This window comes from Nostoc sp. C117 (genome assembly GCF_043099735.1).
In the GTDB taxonomy this organism is placed as follows: Bacteria; Cyanobacteriota; Cyanobacteriia; order Cyanobacteriales; family Nostocaceae; genus Nostoc.
In genome coordinates this window covers 329,148-350,105 of sequence record NZ_CP170991.1, presented here as the reverse complement: position 1 = coordinate 350,105, position 20,958 = coordinate 329,148, and the positions used below count along the sequence as shown (strand labels likewise).

The window sequence follows — 20,958 nt, the reverse complement described above, 5'->3', positions numbered from 1 at the left end:
CCCTTTCCCCCTTTCCCCTTAACCGAGAAGTATTGGTATCAATCCCGAACTATGCCATCTGCCGAGCCATTAACTGGGCAAATAGACCTTCAACAGCAGCTAGTTCCTCAAAACTTCCCTGTTGGACAACTCTACCTGCTTGGAGTACATAGATGCGGTGAGCGTTACGAATAGTACTAAGTCGATGAGCGATCGCTATTCTGGTAACTTGTAATTTATCTAAGCTTTCACTCACAATGGCCTGAGTTTTATTATCAAGGGCACTGGTGGCTTCATCAAAAAATAAAATCCGGGGTTTTAATGCCAAAGCACGAGCAATCAACAACCTTTGGCGTTGTCCTCCAGAAAGATTACTACCCCCTTCGCTGACTACAGTATGCATTTGCATAGGCATGGTGGTGATATCGTCAGCAAATCCAGACATCCGCGCTGCTTCCCAGGCTTCATCTAAGGTCATCTGTGCGCCACCTGCGATATTCTCAAAAATGGAAGCTGAATTTAGCTGACCATTTTGCAAAACTACACCCAATTGTCGGCGAACCGCATCCACATTTAACCCAGATAAATCTTGACCATCGTAGTAAACACTACCTGCTTGGGGAGTCTCAAATCCCAGTAGTAATCGCAGTAACGTCGATTTACCGCTGCCAGAAGCCCCTACCAGAGCAATAAATTCTCCTGGTTCGGCAGAGATACTCACATTATCTAAAGTTAGTGCGCCATCACTGCGATAGCAAAAGGTAACATGGTCTACAGTAATTTTCCCTATGAGCTTCCCAGGATCGGCTTTGCACATATCTACCTCTGGGATAGTTGCCAAAATTGGCTGTGTGCGCCGCCATTGGGGGATGACTTGCAAAATTTCTGTAATTGTATTGCTCAGATTTGTGGTACCTCTGGTAAAGTTACCAAAAGCTGTGTTGAAAGCTAGGAAGGTGCCAAGAGATAATTCAATCGTTCCTGAAGTTGGCGGAGTTTCCAGCAGTTTAATTGTAAACCAGAAAAGTACTCCAGAAGTGAGTGTAGGCATGACTGTATTGAACAGTACAACGGCATCTTCTATACTTTGTGTACTCAGTTCCAGCTTAATTTGCCGAGTGTAGTTTTTACTCCAAGCAGCGAAGGCGCGTTCTTGGGCGCCAGCAATATGCAGTTTAGAAATGCCATTAATTAGCTGTACTGTTTGCCCAAAAATATTACCCCGGATTTCCAATAACGGGCGCACTTTGGTTAACAGCAGCATACCAGAGAGGGTAGTAACAGCGATCGCAACTACTGCAACTCCAACGGCGATGAAAGCTAATTTGTAGTTGTAATAAAATAACTGTGCCAAATAAAACAGCGCAAACGAACTCGTAATCAAATTAATCAGAGTTCTCCCACTGAGTTGGCGGCGAATGGTACTCACCGATGTGATGCGAGAGAGTAAATCCCCGGTTGTGTATTGTCGGAAAAATGACACTGGCAAATTGAGCAACCGATCCCATACCCCCGCTTGGGTGGAAGCATCCCCAGCCGATTCCATCCGCAACAGAGCAAACCCTTGGGCTAGCTGAAATAAAGCTGTACCCAAAGTTGCAACCAGCAAACCTAAGCCGATTTGTAGTAGTAATCCGCGATCGCTATCGGGAATTGCATTATCTATAATAATTGAGGTGGCATAAGGTGTAATCATCCCCAGCAACGTCACGGCAATGCCACTAAATATAATTACCAACAGGCCTTGATTCTGTCCTTGGAGTGTGAACTTAAATATATCAATAGCTTGGAGTGCTTTATCTGGCAAAGAGCGATAAAACATATAAGCAATGGGAGCCAGGGTTGCAGCTATCTGTTCATCTACTTGGACACGAGTACGTTCAACCGGGTCAAAAATTTCATAACGAGTTGGAGAAATCGGCAGTAGGGCGACTGGACGGTTATCTTGGGTATAGGCGATTAAAGCTCCAGAATCCTTTTCCCACCAGTTATCTCGCAATAGCACCCGCCGCATCCGAATTCGGGAAGCTCGAACAATTGCTTCTAAAGGTTCCTTGAGCCGCTTCAGATTTTCCGAACGAGAGGGGGGGCGAATTTTTATCCCCATCACTCTACCTACTGCACCAGCAGCCACCAGCAAAGGTGTACCTTCTGAGAAAAAGTCCCCGTCTTGAGGATTTAGCGTTGATGCTAGTTTGCCTAAAGCCTCCATTGTGACTTGACGATTTAGGCGTTGGCGATCGCGCAACCGCATTATTTCTGTTTGTGCTTCTTGCTCATCTATAATATTGATGCATTGCCAGAGTTGAGTATGCAATTGAGATAACCCAGCCAGCAGCGTATCTGGATTTAAAAGTTCGCAGGTAGTGTTAGTTGTAAGTTGAACTCCCTCTACAGCTTCCAACCACATTTTGTCAGTCAGGGGAAAAGTTGCAGTAGTTGGCGTTAAGGTGATTTCCTCAAACCCCAAAAAGCGAACAGTTCCTTGTTCAAGTTGTACCCAACAGGTGACACCCACTTCTGGCTGAAAAGTCTGACCATTATTTAAGGAAAATCGTACTTCTTCCTTAGCTTTCACCTCAATTTTGGGCATAGTAACTTGGGAGAATACACCACCGAGTTGCAACAGCCAAGTTTCTATCCAAGCAAACACTCTTGCATCTGCATTGGCTACTAACTGCCGAAAACATTCTTGATGCACTTGTAGTAATTCTATCTCTCCAATGGGAACTGCTAAAATCTGACACTGTTGATGAGCAGTTCCAAAAAGTGCTTCGCCTTGATTAATACTGCATAGATAACGGCGAGTTCCTTCGATAACGCCATCTTTGAGTGTGACAGCAAACAAAGCTATAGAGCCAGACTGAATCACCCAAACTCTAGAAGGGTCATTCAGTAGAATCGGTTCATTGCCATTAATTATGTAAATTTGACCGTGTATTAGCATTTTGGAAGGGGGAGAAATCAAGGGTAATGAGGGAGTTTGAGCTTTTGAACCTCAACATTGAGCCTTTGAACCTCAACATTGAGCTTTTGAACCTCAACGTTGAGCCTTTGAACCTCAACATTGAGCCTTTGAACCTCAACATTGAGCTTTTGAACCTCAACGTTGAGCCTTTGAACCTCAACATTGAGCCTTTGAACCTCAACGTTGAGCCTTTGAACCTCAACATTGAGCCTTTGAACCTCGAAGTTGAGCCTTTGAACCTCGAAGTTGAGCCTTTGAACCTCGAAGTTGCGCCTTTGAGCTTGAAACTTTAAGTTCTAATTCTTTTCCTCATCTTTCTCATGCTTCCACCGCTTACCCTTGAGTGCGAATTAACCGCGAATATACGCCGTCAACTTGCCATAATTCTTTGTGAGTGCCTTGTTGTACAACCTTTCCGCGTTCTAGAACAATAATTAGATCGCAATCGCGGATAGTGCTTAATCGGTGAGCGACAATTATGCAGGTGCATCCGCGACGACGGAGATTTTGGTCAATGATTTGTTCTGTTTCTGCATCTAGGGCGCTGGTGGCTTCATCCATGACAAGTATCGAAGGGTTATTCACCAAAGCGCGAGCAATTTCTAAGCGTTGTCGCTGACCGCCACTTAAATTAGCAGCACCTTCTATGAGTTCAGCATTAAACCCTCCAGACATAGAGAGAATTACATCAGCGATCGCTGCATCTTCACAAGCCCGTATTAGGTTCTTATCTGGTACAGTAGTATCCCAGAGGGTCAAATTATCTCGAACCGTACCGCCAAACAGTAAAATTTCCTGCTCCACCATTGCCACAGAGTTGGTAAGCAGTTGTTGGTGAATTTGATTTCTAGGTTTACCATCAAAGCAAACTTCTCCCGCCCAAGATTCATAAAGTCCGCTTACTAGTTTGGCAATAGTAGACTTCCCAGAACCGCTTCCACCCACTAAAGCTACTCGCTGTCCTGGCTTAATTGACATACTAAAGTTTTCAATTAATGGCACTTCCAGGCGGCTATAACCAAAAGTAATATTCCGCAACTCCACATACCCCTGTAATTTGGGAAGAAGATAGGGAGATGAGGAAGAATTTACTTCCCCTGCCCCCCCTGCCTCCTCTGCCTCCCCAATGGGATTATCCAGCACATCATCCAGCCGAATCAAATTCCCCTCTAATTCCTGGAGAGTAGTACCAAAGTTGACGAGATTATTAACAGGTTGCTGGAAACCTAACATTAAACCCTGAAAGGCGATGAGCATTCCAATGCTGAGATGTCCATCCATTACCCGTAAACCACCAATTACCAACAAAAACATCGAAGAAAGGGCGGATAAAAGTGTGGGTAATACTGAGAATGTTTGGTTTGTGACTCCTAATTCCTGCTGAGAATTGAGAGCTTTGGTATAATAACCCGACCACCGAGAAAAGAAATCTGACTCCAACCCGGATGCTTTGAGTGTTTCAATACTTTGAAGTGCAGCAATAGATAACCCAGCCGCTTTACCATACTCTTGGATTAATCTTTGATTAGCATCTACCCGTTGTCGAGAAATCCACTGCAAAGTTAAGACATTCACAGCAGCAAAGCCGACCACCATTAAAGTCAGCACCCAGTCATATTGCACCATGACTAAGGCATAAAAAACCACCATCAAAGTATCAATAATTGTCGTTGCCAACTTTCCTGCCAGAACATCAGCAACTTGGTCGTTCAAAGTCGTCCGGTTACTGATTTCTCCGGCAAAACGTTGGGCGTAAAAGCTAACAGGTAGCCGCAGGATATGCCAGAGAAAGCGGCTGGACATGCCTACACCCAGTTTGATTTTTAGACGGCGCAAATAGCGCAACCTTAATAATGTTAGCGATCCTTGGAGTGTAGCAGCGATCGCCATTCCCACAAGCAAAGGACGCAGCCATAATTGCCGTCCCTCCACCAAGATGTCATCTACAAACACTTGGCTAAACACGGGTACTACCAACCCAACCACTGTTAAGAAAAATCCCGCAACTAAAGAGTAAACTAAAGCATCTCCAGCCCCCTGTAGCCTTGACCACAGAGATAAAATCATACTGGGTTTGCGACCACCTTTAGTAAACTCGTCGCCTGGTTCAATCACCAGCACAACTCCCGTATACCCCTCGTCAAATTCCTGTAGAGATACATGACGCGGCCCTGTTGCGGGGTCATTGAGATAAACTCGCTGTTTATTCCATCCCTCTACGACAACGAAGTGGTTGAAGTTCCAAAAAACAATATAAGGAGGGCGCAATTCCCACAGTTGCTTAAGTTGTTTTTTAAACCCTTTAGCTTCTAGACCATAACTTCTAGCAGCTTTGAGCAAATTAGATGCCTTACTACCATCGCGGGAAACTCCGCAATCTCGCCGCAGTTGTGGCAGTGGTACAACTCGACCGTAATAACTCAGAATAATTCCCAAAGCCGCAGCACCACATTCTACAGCTTCCATTTGCAAAAGTGTAGGCGTTTTTACCCGAATGCTTCGGCGTGGCAGTAATTGTTGCAAATACTGCCAAGGATTAAACGGTGTTACTAAAGTAGATTTAGTAGATACCACTGAAAGACCTCAAGATAGGTAAAACGAAAGTGATGGGAGCGCGTTCTTCCACCCTGACTTGTACAAAAGTCGTAGTTCCCGAAGAAATTTTCATATACGGACCTGTGGAGGAAGACCACTTATAACCGCTCGGTGTCTTGGTATCTAAATCGAGGTCAGAAAATACTTGTATGAGACCTTGTTGTTGAGATACTAGACCTTCCACCACTTCTGGATTACCCACCTCATTAGCCGCAGCTTCTTTGGTAATGGGAAAGCGGGAAATGTTTGTGACATTACCCACAATGCCACCAAAGCGTTCCCGCTTCACTGTTTGGGGGGTAATTTGAATTGTCATCCCCGGCTGAATTTTCTTGCCATCAGCAACCGTAAAATAGGTAACCCCAACTAGCTTGCTTTTGGGATTTTCCACCTCAAGGCTTCCTAGACGAGTTCCGGCGTTGACAACTTGTCCTGGTGTCAGGGTAATTTCTAAAATACGTCCGCTATATTGACTAATAATCTGGCTATCATTGCCTAATTGCACTTCTAATTGGGCAATTTGTCGCTTCACATCTTGAATCTCTTTTTTGCGGGCAGTGACATTTTCCAGGTCTTGTTGAGCCACAGAAGCCTGTTTGCTATCTAGTTCTTTTAACTGAGCTTGTAAGTCAGAAATGCTACTGAGGTTTTCCCGATAATCTTTTTCTGTTTGCGTCGTTTTTACATCCAGTTCTTTCAACTGATTTTGAATATCAACAATTTTTTCCTGGTTTTGCAAATATTCTTGTTCAGCCGTGAGTGCTTCATCACCAGAAATCGCCCCTTCTTTTTTGAATAGCTGTTTGCGGATTTCCATCCTCTGGAGTAAAACGGGATTTAAAGCTTGGGCTTGGCGGAAGCGCTGTTCTAAGCCTTGGCGTTGCTGTCCAATAGAGGTATTGCCTTTGTTTTTCAGAAGAGGCGTTGTTGCTCGCAGTTCCAGTATACGTTGCTGGAGATACTGACTTTGTTGTTGTTGCGATCGCTTTTCTTGTTCTAGTCTTTCCCCTTGTAGCGAGCCAACTGCCAAATCTTGTGATTTTAATTCCGTTAGTTTACTCCGTTGTTGTTGCAATTGCTTGCGAAGTTCGCTTTGGTCAATCGTCGCCAGTACTTGCCCTTTTTTGACGACATCTCCAACTTTGACATTGAAAGTCATTAACTGTCCGGCACTTTTTGATTGCAATGGCACAACGTTGCTGGGGTAAATCAGTACCCCTTGACCCTGGACAGTAATGGGAATGCGACCGTAAATGCTCCAGATAAGGGCTACTCCCACAACGGAACCCAAGGCGACAAGAGGTAGCCAACTTCTAGGGCTGACTACCTGCATTAGCTGGTCTAATCTTTCAGGTGAAGATAGACGTTCCAGGGATTCTTTGCGGAATATACTGGGTTTCTGGGTCATGATATCGATTTAAGTTGTGTTCCTTGTTTCGATCTATTTAGTAGGCTTTCTCTCACCGCAAAATAATCAGCGGATGGTATATTCTCAGTCAGTTGCTGCTAACTAAATAATTTATTTTGCACGATTAATTATGTATTTATTTACTAATTTCAAAAGTCCGGTTGACATAGGGAAAGGATTTATTAGGAGTAGCATCTCCTAAAAAAGTACAGAGTTTATCCCAGCCATCTCCAGCACAAATGTTTAATATTAATAAATCTTGAGTACGATGAGCAAAGTAGTTTTCAACTCGTTGCATATGCCTTTGATAGGCTTCCTTAAAAAGCCCTGGCTGATAGTAGACTGTTCCATAAAGTTTCATCCTCACCTTGGTGAGGAATTCTGTATGGGTGGGAGAAAGTTTTTCTGGTGTTATTCTATGGTTAAAGTGAAAGTCACAAGACTCTAGCCAGTTTTCCAGATTTCTTACAGTCAAGATGAATTTGGAGCCTGGATAAAGTCGATCTAGTTCCTCAAACATATAGCTCACACCAGTATCGCTAGCCGCATCATGACTATCTATTTCTGCCATATTTATAGGCATATGTACACTACTGTAGCCTAAACTCATTAGAGCATAATGTAAGCTTGTAGTTCCAGTTCTTGACAATCCAATCCCAAATATTTTAGTCATCTAAATCACCTATTTTTAAACAAATATTTGATAAAACTTAGTTGCTTCCTGGAGAATTTTTGCAACTTTCTCCAATGTGGGGGAATCGCCCAACAAATTTTTAGCTTGAGCAAATGCTGCTTCAGCTTCAGTGAGAAAGTTTTTGCCAGCACCGGATGCATTAATGCAGTAATCTAGCCAAACTGGACCTGAATCGGGAGAATCTGGAAACTGCTCTAGCCATTGTTTGAGCCAAGGAAGAGCTAATTCAGGCTTCTTCCATTCACGACAAATGCGGGCAAGTTGGCGGAGGTAAGGAGCTGTCCATTCACCCCATAATCGAGCATCCAACTCTTTGCTACAAAGTTGAAAAGCTGCGGCAAAATTGTTTTTCTGCCGCTCTATTTCTGTCTTTAGATACTCGATTGTTGGAGTATCTGGGCTGTTTTGTTGGATGAGATTTAGACCTTCCTGCAATAATTCAGTTTGACCAGTTTGAGTGACTGGTAATAAACACGCTAGTCGTGAACTGAGTGTAGCTTTTGTCCCACTACCAGCCAGAATGCGGGATATTAAATCTATACCTGAGTTTGTATAAGAAACTGACTCTGGAGTTGTAATATAAGCTGAGTAATCCAATCCACCAAGAAAACACTCTAGTATCTTGCGCGTACCTGTGAATAAAATATTACGTAACCATTCAGAAGAAGACTCTCCTAAGACCACTTCACCAGCTAAACGACGGCGAATGCGATCGCACTCTTCTAGATAAAAATTGAATAGTTCATGCCAATAGAAGAGTTGCAAAGGCGCTGTGACACTCAGTAGCCCAGCAATTGATACAGCCTTCAGGGAGTGGTCAGCCAAGGGATCGGGAAAATCTTGCAAAGAAACAAAATTCATTGCTTCTTCTAAAGCAATGCGATACTTAAGCTTGACAATTGCAGGATTAAATTTGTCGGCCTGTTCGCAACAGATTTCTGGGGTTGGAGGTGAATTAAGCAATCTTTCCATCGCATCAGCAATCTGTTCTGCTGTGACATCCACTGATAAGCCTGGCCCAAAGTCACAAACAGGTATGAGTTCTCCACCAGATCCTACTGTTTCTGGAAAGCCATTCCAGCGGCTTGCCACCACAGGAACTCCCAGTCCAAGGGCTTCAACAATAGATTTGCCAAAAGATTCTTCCACGGTAACAGAGAGATTGAGCATCATGGAAGCATTGGAGATAAATTCGGCTTTATGGCGATCGCCGGATATTAACCCAACTAACTCGACACAATCCGTTAATTGATTGCGGTGAATCTTTGCAACTAAGGAACGGGCATACTGGTGTAAGTCCTTTGATTCTCCATCAGTGAGTCCTCCAGCTATTTGCAACTTCAGCGATCGATATCCCCGACGGCGCAACACTTCCATTGCTTCAATCTGACGATGTATGAGCTTACTAGGGTGGATGCGACCAAGACTAACAATGCGTTGCAGCTCTCCAGTTTGTTTTGCTAGAGGATGCATTGGGTGAGGAATCACTCGAATAAATTCTGTAAGTTCTGGATAGAGAAACTCAATAGTTGCCTTAGCACTTTCACTAGGAGCAATAATCAAATCACCTGGTATTAATAATGGTCTCAGCAGTATCCACTCAAGCAAATATGCTCCTGGTGCATGAGCAATAAGTAACAATTTGATTCGAGATCGTGTTCGATTACGTAATGCTAGAAACAGTGGGGTTAGGGCAATACATTCATAACTAGGACACAAGAAATCAAACTGAGCAGTTGCTGCTGCAAATTTTTGGGCAGCCTCTGAGAGCGTTAAAGGTGAGCTAACATAACCAAGAATTTCATCACACCAAGAAATTAGAGGAACCGGATGAATCTGCAATTCTGGTGTCAGATTGCGAGCAAAGATTTCATCGAAAACATGGGCTGAAATCATCCCAGTAGTACGGCATGGTCGGAGAATATGGATCGGTTGCATTTGGACTAATCCTGAGAAATTGGCTTGACATTCACCATGTTAATAGCTTGTTTTTGCAATACTTCTCTGGTTAAGCGTGAGCGCAAAAGCTCCATTTTCAGACAATTGATGTCTATACAACCTGCTTCACTTGCCCAATCTACATAATTAATATTCATCCGGCAATCAGTGGAACGTAAATGCTCTATCACCAACTCTGACATTGTTACGTTGTCATAGTTATTTTCGGTAAAATCTGGACAGTTATCTTGAAAAATTTGTTCTTGTTTAACTGTCGCATTAGCCCATTTTTCATAGCGGTTTTGTAATCGCAGTTCATTGATCAGAATACCTACATTTTTTTCATGAGCTTTTCTACCAATCAACCATTTTTGTAAGTGACGACAATTAGCTATTTCCGACATTATACGATTGAATTCTTGAAGTGTAAGATCGTTTTTGTCCAACCAGTTTGTGAATGCTAAATCTTCATTTAAATAGTATTTCAGGCGAAAACGCTTAATCTCTTTATCTATATCTTCTTGAGAAATTTTAATTTCCAGAATATTAGCTAAAACTTGTACTAAGGCTCTGTTTAATGCGTTAAAATTAGTGTCGTCGAAGTCAGCTGAATGTAAAGCTACATACTCAGCAATATCTCCGAAAGAGATAGTTGTGTTGTCCTTTAATACTGTGCGATCGCGATTATAAAGAGTTGTGAATAAATGATTCTGAGCAAGAGTAAAGTTTGGTTTTACTTGAGATGGTCCATCGAGTCGATCTCGAAGTGTTTGTAAAAGTAAAATTGCATCTTGACGCTTGATATTTACATAATGTTTCTTGACAAATTGTACTACTTCGTCTAATTTTTCTGGTAATATACCTACAGATGCTGCCTTACGGAAGATAGCTGAAAAAGTCCGTTCGGGAAAATAAATTGACTTCGCAAGTGCGAGCAATTGCTCGTACAAGCTTTGAGAAAGTATGCCTTCTTCTTTTGCATAGCGCAATGTTGCACGGACATTGACCATTGCTTCTGATAGAGGTCGATATTCTGTTTCTTCTGGTCCATGAATCAGAGCAACTTCATCATCATCAATAATTTCTTCGCTGGCATACATTTCGTAAACTTTGCCAATCCCAACCATTCCAAATGCAGCAGTTTCAGCTGCCCGTAAAGCCCCCATACTGCTGGCACCATATACGGCTATTCCCTGTTCGATGGCGTATAAAATCTCCTTGTGCCAAACAGAAAGGCTATTGAAAAAGACACCATCAATGAGACCGATGATGTCTGGCTTATATGTGGTTACAGCACTCATTAAATCTGATTGCTTTGCCGGAGAAAGATAAATAGCATTTAAGATTTTTTTCGCCTCGGAAACAGGCAACGATGGTCCCAAAAATATCACAATTTTCTTCATAGTTTAAGATATTCCTCCAGCAGGGAGATGAGCTTCTATTTCTTTATAAACAAGCGTAGATGGTGAATTAATTTGAGTATATTTCTTACTCTTGGCAAAAGCGATCGCTCTATGTTTTGGCAGATAGTTTTTGTGATAGTATCCTTCTAATCCTGGAACTACCACCCTGACTACAGCTATATCCCATTCTGGTGGAGTTAAATCGAATACTATGATTTGATCTAGACCAACTCGCTTGAGTTTTTGCAGAACTAAATTAATATCTCCTTCAAAGGTGCTAGTAGCCTCTGACTTACGAATTCTGGCATCTATTGTTGTTGATTTATCCGATTCACAGCCCTGATTCTGAGTTTTATTATTAACTTTTATCGCAGTGTAATACTGACGAAATAAATCATCCCGTGCGCCGGAAATAAGTATAGCGCGGCTTTGAACAGCTTCTGTTAAAGCTCTCAGCATAGCAACTTCGGGGTCAAGATGGGCACCATAACCGTAGCCGCTAGGAACATAACATTCGTTCTTGTCGTAACAATGACCAAGGTAAACAGGTACTTCAGTATCAACTGTACAATCGTATAAAACTGGAACTACATTAGCAGCCTCTAATTGTGCCAGCATTTTCTGTACTGCGGGGTAGGGTATTGTTTCTGGAAGAACCCTGGGTTTTTGGTATCCAACTCTTAAAGCAGCTTCTATATGACAGGTAACAGCATCGCGTTCAATGACTTCAAACAAAGCTGAAGAGAGTGCTTCTAAAAAATGATTACCAGAAGCTAAACCATTAGAACAGACATCAAATGAGGCTATATTTTTAAAGTTTTTGCTTAAAATTCTATAATCCATTGAGACTGCTTGAACTGGGCAAGCTACCTCAATTTGATTAACAATATCCCAACCCAAATACCACTGCTCTGTCCAATTTACGTTAAACAGTGAATTTGGACGAAGAGCCATATTTTCTAATTTAATTACATCGTAATCACCTCCCAATTTTGCATAAGGAAGGTGAATTTCATGGATGTTAATATTTTCAGCACAGTGAAGTTCAATAGACTCCATTGCTGCTGAAACAAGCGCTGCCTCTAAGGTAGTTCCTTTACCAGAAGATGTAACAATACTGTAGCTATTAGGGCGTATAGAAATAGTAACTGGAATGCCAATACAATCTAAATGTGTGATATTGCCAAGTCGGGTTAAACCGACAGATTTAAAATAGGGTCGAATTCTTTCTAGAGTTTCTTCCGGTGAAGCGCTACGATGAGTGCCATGCCAATAACATTTTGCGGCTTGGTAGGTTCTGCTACGGAAATTAATAGAAGTTACGCGATCGCTCGCTTCTTCTAAACTATGCTGAATCATAAATCTGCCTTAGTTCTGTTTTCCAGATATGAGCCATAAGATGTAGAATGCCGCTGTCAATTTTAGACAGCAGCACCCTGTAATTAAGGTAGTCTCTACGCTAACTGACCCAACGATGCATAAGTAATGGCTTTAATTTTTTGATTAAAATGCAGCGGCTATTGCACCTATGGCAGTTGCAACTACACCAGCCCACTCAACCAGTCTGCCACCAGACACAGCTTCAAGTTCCTGTTCAGTCAGTTGTCCTTGTGTGGCTTCCAGCGCTAGTGATTGAACTTCATCCCGTGAGAAGTCATACCCTGCTGCATTAATAATACTTTTGCGAGCTTCTGGGGTGGTTGCACTTTCGAGAGATGCACGAAAATCAGCATCTGTAGAGAACTGTTTTAAGTAATCTTTTGCACTTTCAAGAGACATTTTACTTTCCTTGTAGTTGTAGATTTGTTTAGGTTTCAGTTGTAGTTTCAACTAAAGAATAATTGAACCCATTTTGCTTCACTAGATTAACTTATAGGACTAATTCTTCAATAACAATATATAAATTTTAGATAGACTAACGTTTTTTTAGGTAATATCTATATTCTTTGAAAAAATCAGGAAAAATCCCCTAGCTAACCCTTAAAAAACTATCAGCTAGGGGATATGAGTATATTGATGTCGTATTTCCCAGTCTATTGAGGTACATCTGAAAACCTCACCCCAACCCCTCTCCTTACTAAGGAGAGGGGAGATAAAGCACAGCTCGATCGGGGTGAGGTTAAGGTGTACCTCAGTAGACTAAGAAAAGCCGTATCGTATTTCAATTAGTTTGAAAATAGACTCTAGCCTCTTAACAGTTGCAAGACTGCATAAAGATTTCCTAGACTGTGACATAACCACGTTACAAGCAGTGAGCCAGTAGCATAACGTGTCAGTCCAAAAAACAGTCCGTCCACAAGAACAAATGCCATTTCCAAGGGCTTGTACTGTATATGAACGAGTGCAAAGAAAACAGATGTCAAAGCAACAGCTCCGATTGAACCAAGCGAAGTTGCTCGAATGCGTTCAAATAGGAGACCTCGAAAAAATAATTCTTCGGCGATCGGTGCTAATACAACAATCCCAATGACTCGTAATACAATAACAGACACAGAGTATTGCTCCCCCCATGACTGTTTCTCTCCAATGCCAGTTATCCGTGAGATGATTTCCTGTATTACACACAAGCCAATAAAAGCAATTAACCATCGTTCAGTTTGATGCCCTTTTGGCCAAAAGACGCCAAGATCTCGCCATGAAATTCCTTGAACTTGACGCACGCTTAAAACCAATAAGAGTATACTGATTTGAGCAACAATATGCACTAGCATTTTTGATACTTCTGGAGTCATTTCTCCTTTCCTGACATCAAAAATTTTAACTTACTCTTAAATTTTAAACTGCTTAGCATCCAATTAAATCTAGTTTTCAACAGTGCTAGGCTGATGTAGCCATTATTAATAAAACTCAGTTGGTAAACCGTACAGAGGCATGAATATTCGTCCGCCCGCGATCGCCTCCAGCTGAGCTTCATTAAGTTCCCCATCAATTGAGGTAGTCTCTAAAATTTCAGCGCTAGCAGCTTCCCATTCTATTTGAGTAAAATAATATCCTGCTGCTTGTAAGAGAGTTCCACGTTCTTCTATTGGAGAACTTTCAATTTGACTGCGAAAAGCGGTATCTGTTGTTACTCTTTGATAAAAAGCTTTGGCGCTTTCAGTAGACATATAATTTGTTCCTAATTAATACTTCATACATTACTAAACACAAAGTAAAACTACAATGCACAATTTTTGGGTAAGACTATGATTTTTTTCGTTTTGCTTTGTGCCACTGTGAATTAACTTGGTTCAGCTACTGGCTGGCAAAATTTTGGATTTTTGAGACGCGATAAATCGCCGTCTCTACAAGTGTTTTTGTCTTATCTGAACTGTACGTCCTACCATCCACTCAAATTTGCCGCGATCGCCACACCATCTAAAATGGTAGTGTTACATATAATATTCTGCACTCTCAAGTTATGAACCTAACGTCATCACATAGATTCTCTAAGAATTCTTTACGAAATAGATTGCGCTTCTGGTTTAAGATTTCTCTAACAATTATTGAAACCACCAATAGCATACGTTTTATTACTTAGATAATAGTGTTTCTTGTGACTTAGAAGTAGCTTCGTTATTTATGGGAAGACCAACCAGCGGACAGGCTAATGTCGCAGGGTCAATACTTTCAATACCACGCAGCCAAGGAGCAAGACGACCAGATATTAATTTGAGTGTTCCATCTGATTCTAAAGTTGCAATTTTATTTCGTTCATCGTATAGAGCAACAGTACACTTTCCTACATCACCATTGGCACGAATTATGAGGGAGTTCGGCCGTGAGGCATAACAAACAGGATTATATGTTAAGGTCTTATTTGGCGATGAATCTACTTCTTTACCAAACAACTTGATTTGTAGAGATTGAATAGCTTTTTCTTTTTCTGCTTCTGAAAATATTTTTATTGAGTCTTCGTTAACTCCACCTAAGCGCTCAATTGCTTTGAAGAAAATAGAAAATCTTGAGTCATGAAGAAATTCTTTTTTAATATCATCTAGGAGTGGATCGAGTAGTTCAAGAGTATCAACTGTGAAGTGTATACGCAGCAAAATGGAAACTGGTAATAAGCTATCGCGGATTGCTAGGAGATTTGTCCAAATTCGGTCAAAGGTGCTACCACCATCGGCACGAATTCGACTTTTGTCATGGACATTACGAGGTCCATCAAGAGAAATTTGATAACGGCGAACTCCAACATCTGCTAAAGCCACAGCAGTTTTATAATCTAAAAAGTATCCATTGGTTGTGACATCACCTATATAATGCAATTTGGGATGATTTTTCATTAATGATATAGCATACTCTGAAATTTCCAAGACAATATCTTTAGTAATTAGAGGCTCTCCACCAAACCATGAAATATGCAAATAATTTAAATCAGTACAACGCCTATCAAGAAATGCTTTAATTGCCAGAATCGTCTCTGGCTTCATTCGTCCTAATGAAAAGTCTTCATAACAATAGGTGCAGCGGAAATTACACTGTTCGGTAGGCAATATAAATAAGTTAAAATACTTCCTATTTAAGAAGACATTGGAGATTATGCTCATTTTGGCCAGTGTAGCTTCATTAATTAATATTTGTCCATTTTCGTCAATATTTATGCTTTCACTCTCAAGAAAATTCATCTGAGATTTTGGGTTTTTATTTGGCATATATTATGAACAGGTACATTTTTTTTTAATAGCCAACAATAAAACAAAGAGCTAGGATGCAGAAACAATAAGCCTCATAGCTCTCATATTCATTTTTAGTTAAAACTCCAACTAAAGCAGATTCCATTAACAGTAATACCACCAGCTATACTTTCCAAGAGTTCATTGTTTAATTCTTGTTCGGAATCATAAGTATTCCACTCGTCTACTTTTGCTTCTACCTCTTCAATGCTAAAGTTATAATTTCTTTCTCGCCCAATTTGCATAACTAATGCAACTACATTTTCACGCTCAGTAAGTGGTTTAAATCTTTCTTGTAAAGCTTTATCTTGTAAAACTTCTTGGTAAAACGTTTCCAATTGTGCTTTAGACATTTTTCAGAACCTCTAAGTATGATATCTCTAAATCTTGGATTTTGGTTAGTTATGAACCTACCATCATTACTTTAAAGAGTTTAAACTACAGATAAAATGCATATTTTTTGGGAAATACTCTCTTTTTTTTAGATTATTCTTAATATAAAAAATAATAAAAAGTTTATTTAAATATCCTGATTTTATTTTGCAATTAACCAATTGACTAAATAAATGGGAGTAAAATCAAAAGATTGTGCATTGTTAATGCGATTTAAAATATTTTAAGCTGCCAAGTAATGCTAGATAATTCTATCTCCACGTTGAAAAACTTAAGTCTCTACGATCCTATTGTTTTATAATTCACAGAGGAATTAACAATGACAAATCAAATCAAAACCTATGAAGTTCTTATAGATCGTTTATCGGCTGACGAACAACTAAAAAATAACTTTATTGCTAACCCAAAAGCTACATTAGCTGAGATGGGTCTTCATATTTCCAATTCGATTACAGTTGAAGTTCATGAGGATACTTTAGAATTAAAAAATTTGGTTTTACCATTAAAGTCAGACTCACAGATAGGTACTTTTGCAGAATCAGCACCTGGATTTAAATCAGTAATACAACAAGCTTGGCAAGATGAAACTTTCAAATCTCAACTGCTAGAAAATCCCAAAGCCACAATTGAAAAAGTAACAGGCACAAATTTATCTGATACTTTCATAATTTGTGTTTATGAAGATACCCCAACTGTTAAACATTTGGTTGTGCCAGTTAATAATGCTAATGAAGAACTGAGTGAATTAGATTTGATGATGGTTGCAGGTGGTATTGGACACACCAGCGGTATTATTGCAAATATTGAGTAAACACTCTATGTACAGAAGTTGTTTGTTTTTCAATTCATTCAAATAGATTTTCTCTCATTTATCAATTTAGGTAGTTCGAGTGATATCGAACTCCCTAGGACTTCAAAAGTTGGCAGTAAAAGTAAACTTTAGTTTCAATTTATAGATATAAAAAATTAAACTCTATGGAAGAATCAATATCTTTATCTCACAAGCAACATATCTTAAAGCCTCAGAGCATTGAATCAGAAGAGTTAGAAAATGCCACCCTTCATGCTAAACAAAGAGCTATTGAAGCACGTCAGACGATTAGTCCTTGGAAAAAGTCACAGTCCCTTTATGAAACCGGAGGCTGGAAAAGCCTATTTGAAAATATAAACCAGCCTCTTCATCCAATTACCCAATCCAATAAATTTGAAACAAGAGATAATGCAGCTACCAATTCCTTAGAACAAGTAGTTGACTCAGCTAAGTTGCTATTATGTCCCAGTGGACAACCAGAAATAGGTAATACTGTTGTGTTTGGTGTGGTGGGGGGTACTGTCGAAGCACCAAGTATCGCTTATCTAACAGAGTCTCAGCCAGTGACAGAGGAAATTCTGGCTTTATCAGACTCAGTTAAACCTACAGAAATTTTCCGGATAGCATCGTCTTGCCAAGCTGATGCTTGTAAGCATTTTGATGGTTCAGACTGTCGGTTAGCTATGCGTATTGTTCAGCAGTTACCAACTGTTGTGGAAACACTGCCAGCTTGCCAGATTCGCTCCAGTTGCCGTTGGTGGCAGCAGGAAGGAAAAGCTGCTTGTTATCGCTGTCCGCAAATGGTGACGGATAACGGTTACTCATCTAAGATTCTCCAGAAAGTAGCAGATGCGTAAAGTTAAGTAGGTATTATCAATATTTATAGGTTTATGATTACTGCAAAGAGCAGACAAAAAAATGTCAGTCTAAGCAAAATATTGTGCATTGTAGGTCTAATCTGCAATCTATACTATTAACTCATTACAAATACTTGAATTCTAATTAACTGCTGGTAAATAATTAAATCAGCAAATATACATTAGTTGACAAGTATGTAAATATTTTTAAGTGCAAATCACAATTGTACATTAAAAATATGGGTATTAAATCCTATGATTTTTTTAGTTTTGAGGATCGCAAACAATGGCAAATCAAATTAAATCTTATGAAGCTCTTATAGAGCGTTTGTGGGCAGATGAACAACTAAAAAGTAACTTCATTGCAAATCCAAAACTCACTTTGTCTGAGATGGGTATTGAGATTTCTGATGCGATTACAGTTGAAGCTCACGAAGACAGTTTGGAATTAAAAAATTTGGTTCTGCCATTAGAATCAAAACTTCAATTAGGTAATTTAGCTAAATCAGACTATGGATTTAAAGCAGTAATAGAACGGGCTTGGCAAGATGAAGATTTCAAAACTGAACTGCTACAAAATCCGAGAGCCGCTATTAAAAAAGTAATAGGCACAGACTTACCTGATACTTTAAGAATTTCTGTTTATGAAGACACACAAACCATCAAACATCTAGTTGTGCCAGTTAATTCTTCTAATGAAGAATTGAATGAATTAGATTTGATGTTAGTAGCAGGTGGGATTAGTGGTATTAAAATTATTGAACCAACGATTGGTTTAATCGCACTTCCAGAATCCACCATCTTATGAAGAATATCGAGTGAATACCTAACAAAAATTTTGTGGTTTTAAAGCGATCTAGAACTGGATCTTAATTATTAATTTAGGGTGTTCGATATAACTCGAACACCTTATAGATTTAGAAGTTGGGAAGCTTTCTAATAATTCATTAGAAAAGTTAGTTTACTCACCTAATACCAATTTAATGTGAAGTTGCAGATATCTCGATCCCCCTAAATCCCCCTTAATAAGGGGGGCTAGGGGGGATCGAATTCTATGCAGCTTCATAAAGAATTAGTATAAGTTGCCATTGTATCCCAGTCGACAACCAGAAGTAAGTGATAGTTTTGTTTTTGGTGTGGTAAGGGGTACTGTCGAAGCACCAAGTATCGCTTATCTAACAGAATCTGCAAAGGTAAATAAGTTTACTCATTGATGTAAACTCTTCATTTTGAATTTGAATGCTTGGAAGAATTTTTAGGTTGCCAAAGAATGGCAGTCAATTCTGCCATATCTAACGCTTGTTTAGCTCTAATTATTGCTTTTAAAAAAGCTTGTTGATCTTGCCAACCAGAGCGAGGTAAGAGAGGCTGAGAAATTAACATGTCTTCAGATAAACTTTCTACCTGAACTGTAAAAAGCTTTTCATCACTTTCTTCGTTTAAATGATTCATCTTGCTACAGAATAAGAAAGTTCTGGTTTGTTTTGCCAAGCTTCTGGCCATTGGATGGAGTCAGCAGTAAAGTGAAGTGGATCGTTCTCCGGCCAAGGTGCGTCAAGCGGTTCTTCAATAATGCCAAACTCGCCGTTGTCGAAGGGAATCCCCGGTGCTGGAACTTTGGGGTAAACCCGTTCCCGGATGCCGCGCTTTGCCAATTCGAGAGCGCGGTGGTGGCAGTAAGGATTATTGCCTCTACGATTGAAGAATACGTGTGCTGTCCAAGTGCAACCCCCGCGACACAATTCAGCAAACTTGCAAGTCTTGCAGAATCCCCATAAGTGAGCTGTTCCTTCGGGGGTACCTGCATTGAGATTAAACTGCAATTCTTCAGCTTGTTCAATCACTTCTTGCAAAGAGCGATCGCGGATATTACCACCAGCATAAGCAGCTGTTGGCAATGAGGGACAACCTTTAATCGTACCGTCTGCCTCCAATCCTAGAGTAGACAGCCCAGCACCACAACCCCGCCAAAATCCCCATTCATCACCTTGTCCCCTCAGCAAGCGTTCGTAGGGGCCGTAGTAACCAATATTGTTACCAGCCGCAACTTTTACTCTTTCAAGATGAGCCTGTCGAACGACACGAGCGACCATCGGATAAAGTTCTAATAGTTCGCTGGGTTGGAGAAGAATATCTGCATTGTCTGCGGCATTTCCCATCGGCACAGTCAGTTGAATTTGCCATGCTCCTGCACCTGCATCGCGGATATGCTCGTAGATGCGAGGAAATTCCGGGGCAGACAGACGGTTAATTTGGGTATTGCAGCCGAAGGGAATACCAACTTCCTTGAGGTAGCTCATGGTTCTGAGTCCAGATTTCCAAGAGCCTTTTTTTCCTCGGAGGCGATCGTGAGTTGTTTCCATCCCATCGGTAGAAACAGAAACTTTAGCAATTCCTGCTTCTTTCATCCGGTGTGCCATCTCCAGAGATATGCCGTAGCCTCCGGTAGTCATACCGCAGACCATACCAGCCTGGGTAATGGCTTTCGCAATTACCAACCAATCGGGGCGCAGAAAAGCTTCTCCTCCAATGAGAGTTACTTCTTTAATCCCGACATCAGCTAGCTGCTGAACAAGATTAAGAGCTTCTTCAGTGGAGAGTTCTTCATGCCGTGCCTGTCCTGCCCGCGAACCACAATGACTACAAGCAAGGTTGCATTTTAAAGTGATTTCCCAAACGGCATAACTAGTTCTACGGTACTTTTCAGACATGGTTTTGCCCAGCGTTTTGGTATTGGCTTGGTAAGTCAAAGGCTATTGCACATTTCTGTAATACGCGCAGTAGCTTTGGTAATTTCAGCGATTGATATTGATAGCAGTACAAACAGTATTAAATTGTGTCGTATGGGATGGGAAATATACCGTATAAAGCTACAGGACCTGGATAGCAGCTTTTTTGTATCCCACCAGCGATCGCCTCTAATTCAGCTTCGTCTAATTCCTCAGTGGAATTTGCCTCTAACATCTCGGCGCTAGTAGTTTCCCATTCTTCTTCAGTGAAAGCATATCCTTCTGCTTGCAAGAAAGTTCCACGTTCTTCAATAGGATAGCTTTCAACTTGAGTGCGGAAAGCTTCATCTGTTGTAACTCTCTGATAAAAAGCTTTTGCGCTTTCAATAGACATATAATTTCCTCCTATTAATAACTAATAGATTAGGAAAAATAACCTAAGGTTACAATGCACAATTTTTGGGTAAAACTATGATTTTTTTCGTTTTGCTTCCTGCCACTATAAATTGACTCTAGTTTATCTAA

Annotated in this window: 19 protein-coding genes; 4 read left to right on the top strand and 15 right to left on the bottom strand. The window is 40.6% G+C overall.

The features are described 5' to 3' along the window. Positions 1-49: 49 nt before the first annotated feature. Positions 50-2,926: an NHLP bacteriocin export ABC transporter permease/ATPase subunit gene (locus ACFG4S_RS03245; protein ID WP_392533439.1), complete on the bottom strand. Its 2,877-nt coding sequence runs from the start codon at positions 2,924-2,926 to the stop codon at positions 50-52. 26 nt (positions 2,927-2,952) lie between these two features. On the opposite strand from ACFG4S_RS03245, the gene ACFG4S_RS03240 reads away from it, so the two are divergent. Further along, a complete protein-coding gene (locus ACFG4S_RS03240; protein WP_392533438.1) occupies positions 2,953-3,240 on the top strand; it encodes a hypothetical protein in 288 nt (95 codons plus the stop codon). 40 nt (positions 3,241-3,280) lie between these two features. On the opposite strand, the gene ACFG4S_RS03235 is transcribed toward ACFG4S_RS03240, so the two are convergent. The 11 genes from ACFG4S_RS03235 to ACFG4S_RS03185 form a co-directional block, all read right to left on the bottom strand. Beyond that, a complete protein-coding gene (locus tag ACFG4S_RS03235) occupies positions 3,281-5,521 on the bottom strand; it encodes an NHLP family bacteriocin export ABC transporter peptidase/permease/ATPase subunit (RefSeq protein ID WP_392533437.1) in 2,241 nt (746 codons plus the stop codon). Further along, positions 5,508-6,953 carry an NHLP bacteriocin system secretion protein gene (locus ACFG4S_RS03230; protein WP_392535893.1) on the bottom strand — a complete coding sequence of 482 codons (1,446 nt, stop codon included), beginning with the start codon at positions 6,951-6,953 and terminating at the stop codon, positions 5,508-5,510. The genes ACFG4S_RS03235 and ACFG4S_RS03230 overlap by 14 nt, the downstream gene beginning before the upstream one ends. Before the next feature lie 133 nt (positions 6,954-7,086). After that, positions 7,087-7,623, bottom strand: a complete 537-nt coding sequence (locus ACFG4S_RS03225) for a sulfotransferase family protein (RefSeq protein WP_392533436.1) — start codon at positions 7,621-7,623, stop codon at positions 7,087-7,089. Between the two features lie 15 nt (positions 7,624-7,638). Further along, entirely contained in the window at positions 7,639-9,582 is a 1,944-nt protein-coding gene (locus ACFG4S_RS03220) for a glycosyltransferase (protein WP_392533435.1), read from the bottom strand. A gap of 5 nt (positions 9,583-9,587) precedes the next feature. Continuing rightward, the gene (locus ACFG4S_RS03215; protein ID WP_392533434.1) at positions 9,588-10,985 is read right to left on the bottom strand and encodes a TfuA-related McrA-glycine thioamidation protein; all 1,398 of its coding nucleotides are present in this window, start codon (positions 10,983-10,985) and stop codon (positions 9,588-9,590) included. Between the two features lie 3 nt (positions 10,986-10,988). Then, entirely contained in the window at positions 10,989-12,344 is a 1,356-nt protein-coding gene (locus ACFG4S_RS03210; protein WP_392533433.1) for a YcaO-like family protein, read from the bottom strand. Positions 12,345-12,488: 144 nt separating this feature from the next. Continuing rightward, positions 12,489-12,764 (bottom strand): Nif11-like leader peptide family RiPP precursor, encoded by a 276-nt coding sequence (locus tag ACFG4S_RS03205; protein WP_392533432.1) that lies wholly within the window; start codon positions 12,762-12,764, stop codon positions 12,489-12,491. Positions 12,765-13,168: 404 nt separating this feature from the next. After that, positions 13,169-13,717, bottom strand: a complete 549-nt coding sequence (locus tag ACFG4S_RS03200) for a CPBP family intramembrane glutamic endopeptidase (RefSeq protein WP_392533431.1) — start codon at positions 13,715-13,717, stop codon at positions 13,169-13,171. Positions 13,718-13,822: 105 nt separating this feature from the next. Further along, positions 13,823-14,092, bottom strand: a complete 270-nt coding sequence (locus ACFG4S_RS03195) for a Nif11-like leader peptide family RiPP precursor (protein ID WP_392533430.1) — start codon at positions 14,090-14,092, stop codon at positions 13,823-13,825. A gap of 405 nt (positions 14,093-14,497) precedes the next feature. Continuing rightward, positions 14,498-15,622: a radical SAM protein gene (locus ACFG4S_RS03190; RefSeq protein WP_392533429.1), complete on the bottom strand. Its 1,125-nt coding sequence runs from the start codon at positions 15,620-15,622 to the stop codon at positions 14,498-14,500. A 95-nt stretch (positions 15,623-15,717) separates the two neighbouring features. Next, entirely contained in the window at positions 15,718-15,996 is a 279-nt protein-coding gene (locus tag ACFG4S_RS03185; protein WP_392533428.1) for a Nif11-like leader peptide family natural product precursor, read from the bottom strand. Between the two features lie 359 nt (positions 15,997-16,355). Between ACFG4S_RS03185 and ACFG4S_RS03180 the strand changes: the two genes are divergently transcribed. The 3 genes from ACFG4S_RS03180 (at position 16,356) to ACFG4S_RS03170 (ending at position 18,512) form a co-directional block, all read left to right on the top strand. Further along, entirely contained in the window at positions 16,356-16,847 is a 492-nt protein-coding gene (locus tag ACFG4S_RS03180; protein WP_392533427.1) for an NHLP leader peptide family RiPP precursor, read from the top strand. 164 nt (positions 16,848-17,011) lie between these two features. Beyond that, the gene (locus ACFG4S_RS03175; RefSeq protein WP_392533426.1) at positions 17,012-17,704 is read left to right on the top strand and encodes a hypothetical protein; all 693 of its coding nucleotides are present in this window, start codon (positions 17,012-17,014) and stop codon (positions 17,702-17,704) included. A gap of 286 nt (positions 17,705-17,990) precedes the next feature. Further along, positions 17,991-18,512 (top strand): NHLP leader peptide family RiPP precursor, encoded by a 522-nt coding sequence (locus ACFG4S_RS03170; protein ID WP_392533425.1) that lies wholly within the window; start codon positions 17,991-17,993, stop codon positions 18,510-18,512. 416 nt (positions 18,513-18,928) lie between these two features. On the opposite strand, the gene ACFG4S_RS03165 is transcribed toward ACFG4S_RS03170, so the two are convergent. From ACFG4S_RS03165 to ACFG4S_RS03155, 3 genes are all read right to left on the bottom strand, one after another. Then, positions 18,929-19,156, bottom strand: coding sequence for a hypothetical protein (locus ACFG4S_RS03165; protein WP_392533424.1), 228 nt, complete (start codon positions 19,154-19,156; stop codon positions 18,929-18,931). Continuing rightward, the gene (locus tag ACFG4S_RS03160) at positions 19,153-20,415 is read right to left on the bottom strand and encodes a nif11-class peptide radical SAM maturase 3 (RefSeq protein WP_392533423.1); all 1,263 of its coding nucleotides are present in this window, start codon (positions 20,413-20,415) and stop codon (positions 19,153-19,155) included. Before ACFG4S_RS03160 ends, ACFG4S_RS03165 begins: the two co-directional genes overlap by 4 nt. A 118-nt stretch (positions 20,416-20,533) precedes the next feature. Beyond that, entirely contained in the window at positions 20,534-20,827 is a 294-nt protein-coding gene (locus tag ACFG4S_RS03155; protein ID WP_392533422.1) for a Nif11-like leader peptide family natural product precursor, read from the bottom strand. Positions 20,828-20,958 lie beyond the last annotated feature (131 nt).

Bases quoted from the DNA above. Each gene is read 5' to 3' on its own strand.
- ACFG4S_RS03220 (WP_392533435.1), bottom strand. From the start codon at position 9,582: ATGCAACCGATCCATATTCTCCGACCATGCCGTACTACTGGGATGATT.
- ACFG4S_RS03185 (WP_392533428.1), bottom strand. From the start codon at position 15,996: ATGTCTAAAGCACAATTGGAAACGTTTTACCAAGAAGTTTTACAAGAT.
- ACFG4S_RS03155 (WP_392533422.1), bottom strand. From the start codon at position 20,827: ATGTCTATTGAAAGCGCAAAAGCTTTTTATCAGAGAGTTACAACAGAT.
- ACFG4S_RS03215 (WP_392533434.1), bottom strand. From the start codon at position 10,985: ATGAAGAAAATTGTGATATTTTTGGGACCATCGTTGCCTGTTTCCGAG.
- ACFG4S_RS03225 (WP_392533436.1), bottom strand. From the start codon at position 7,623: ATGACTAAAATATTTGGGATTGGATTGTCAAGAACTGGAACTACAAGC.
- ACFG4S_RS03245 (WP_392533439.1), bottom strand. From the start codon at position 2,926: ATGCTAATACACGGTCAAATTTACATAATTAATGGCAATGAACCGATT.
- ACFG4S_RS03240 (WP_392533438.1), top strand. From the start codon at position 2,953: ATGAGGGAGTTTGAGCTTTTGAACCTCAACATTGAGCCTTTGAACCTC.
- ACFG4S_RS03170 (WP_392533425.1), top strand. From the start codon at position 17,991: ATGGCAAATCAAATTAAATCTTATGAAGCTCTTATAGAGCGTTTGTGG.
- ACFG4S_RS03205 (WP_392533432.1), bottom strand. From the start codon at position 12,764: ATGTCTCTTGAAAGTGCAAAAGATTACTTAAAACAGTTCTCTACAGAT.
- ACFG4S_RS03200 (WP_392533431.1), bottom strand. From the start codon at position 13,717: ATGACTCCAGAAGTATCAAAAATGCTAGTGCATATTGTTGCTCAAATC.
- ACFG4S_RS03165 (WP_392533424.1), bottom strand. From the start codon at position 19,156: ATGAATCATTTAAACGAAGAAAGTGATGAAAAGCTTTTTACAGTTCAG.
- ACFG4S_RS03190 (WP_392533429.1), bottom strand. From the start codon at position 15,622: ATGCCAAATAAAAACCCAAAATCTCAGATGAATTTTCTTGAGAGTGAA.
- ACFG4S_RS03175 (WP_392533426.1), top strand. From the start codon at position 17,012: ATGGAAGAATCAATATCTTTATCTCACAAGCAACATATCTTAAAGCCT.
- ACFG4S_RS03210 (WP_392533433.1), bottom strand. From the start codon at position 12,344: ATGATTCAGCATAGTTTAGAAGAAGCGAGCGATCGCGTAACTTCTATT.
- ACFG4S_RS03160 (WP_392533423.1), bottom strand. From the start codon at position 20,415: ATGTCTGAAAAGTACCGTAGAACTAGTTATGCCGTTTGGGAAATCACT.
- ACFG4S_RS03180 (WP_392533427.1), top strand. From the start codon at position 16,356: ATGACAAATCAAATCAAAACCTATGAAGTTCTTATAGATCGTTTATCG.
- ACFG4S_RS03195 (WP_392533430.1), bottom strand. From the start codon at position 14,092: ATGTCTACTGAAAGCGCCAAAGCTTTTTATCAAAGAGTAACAACAGAT.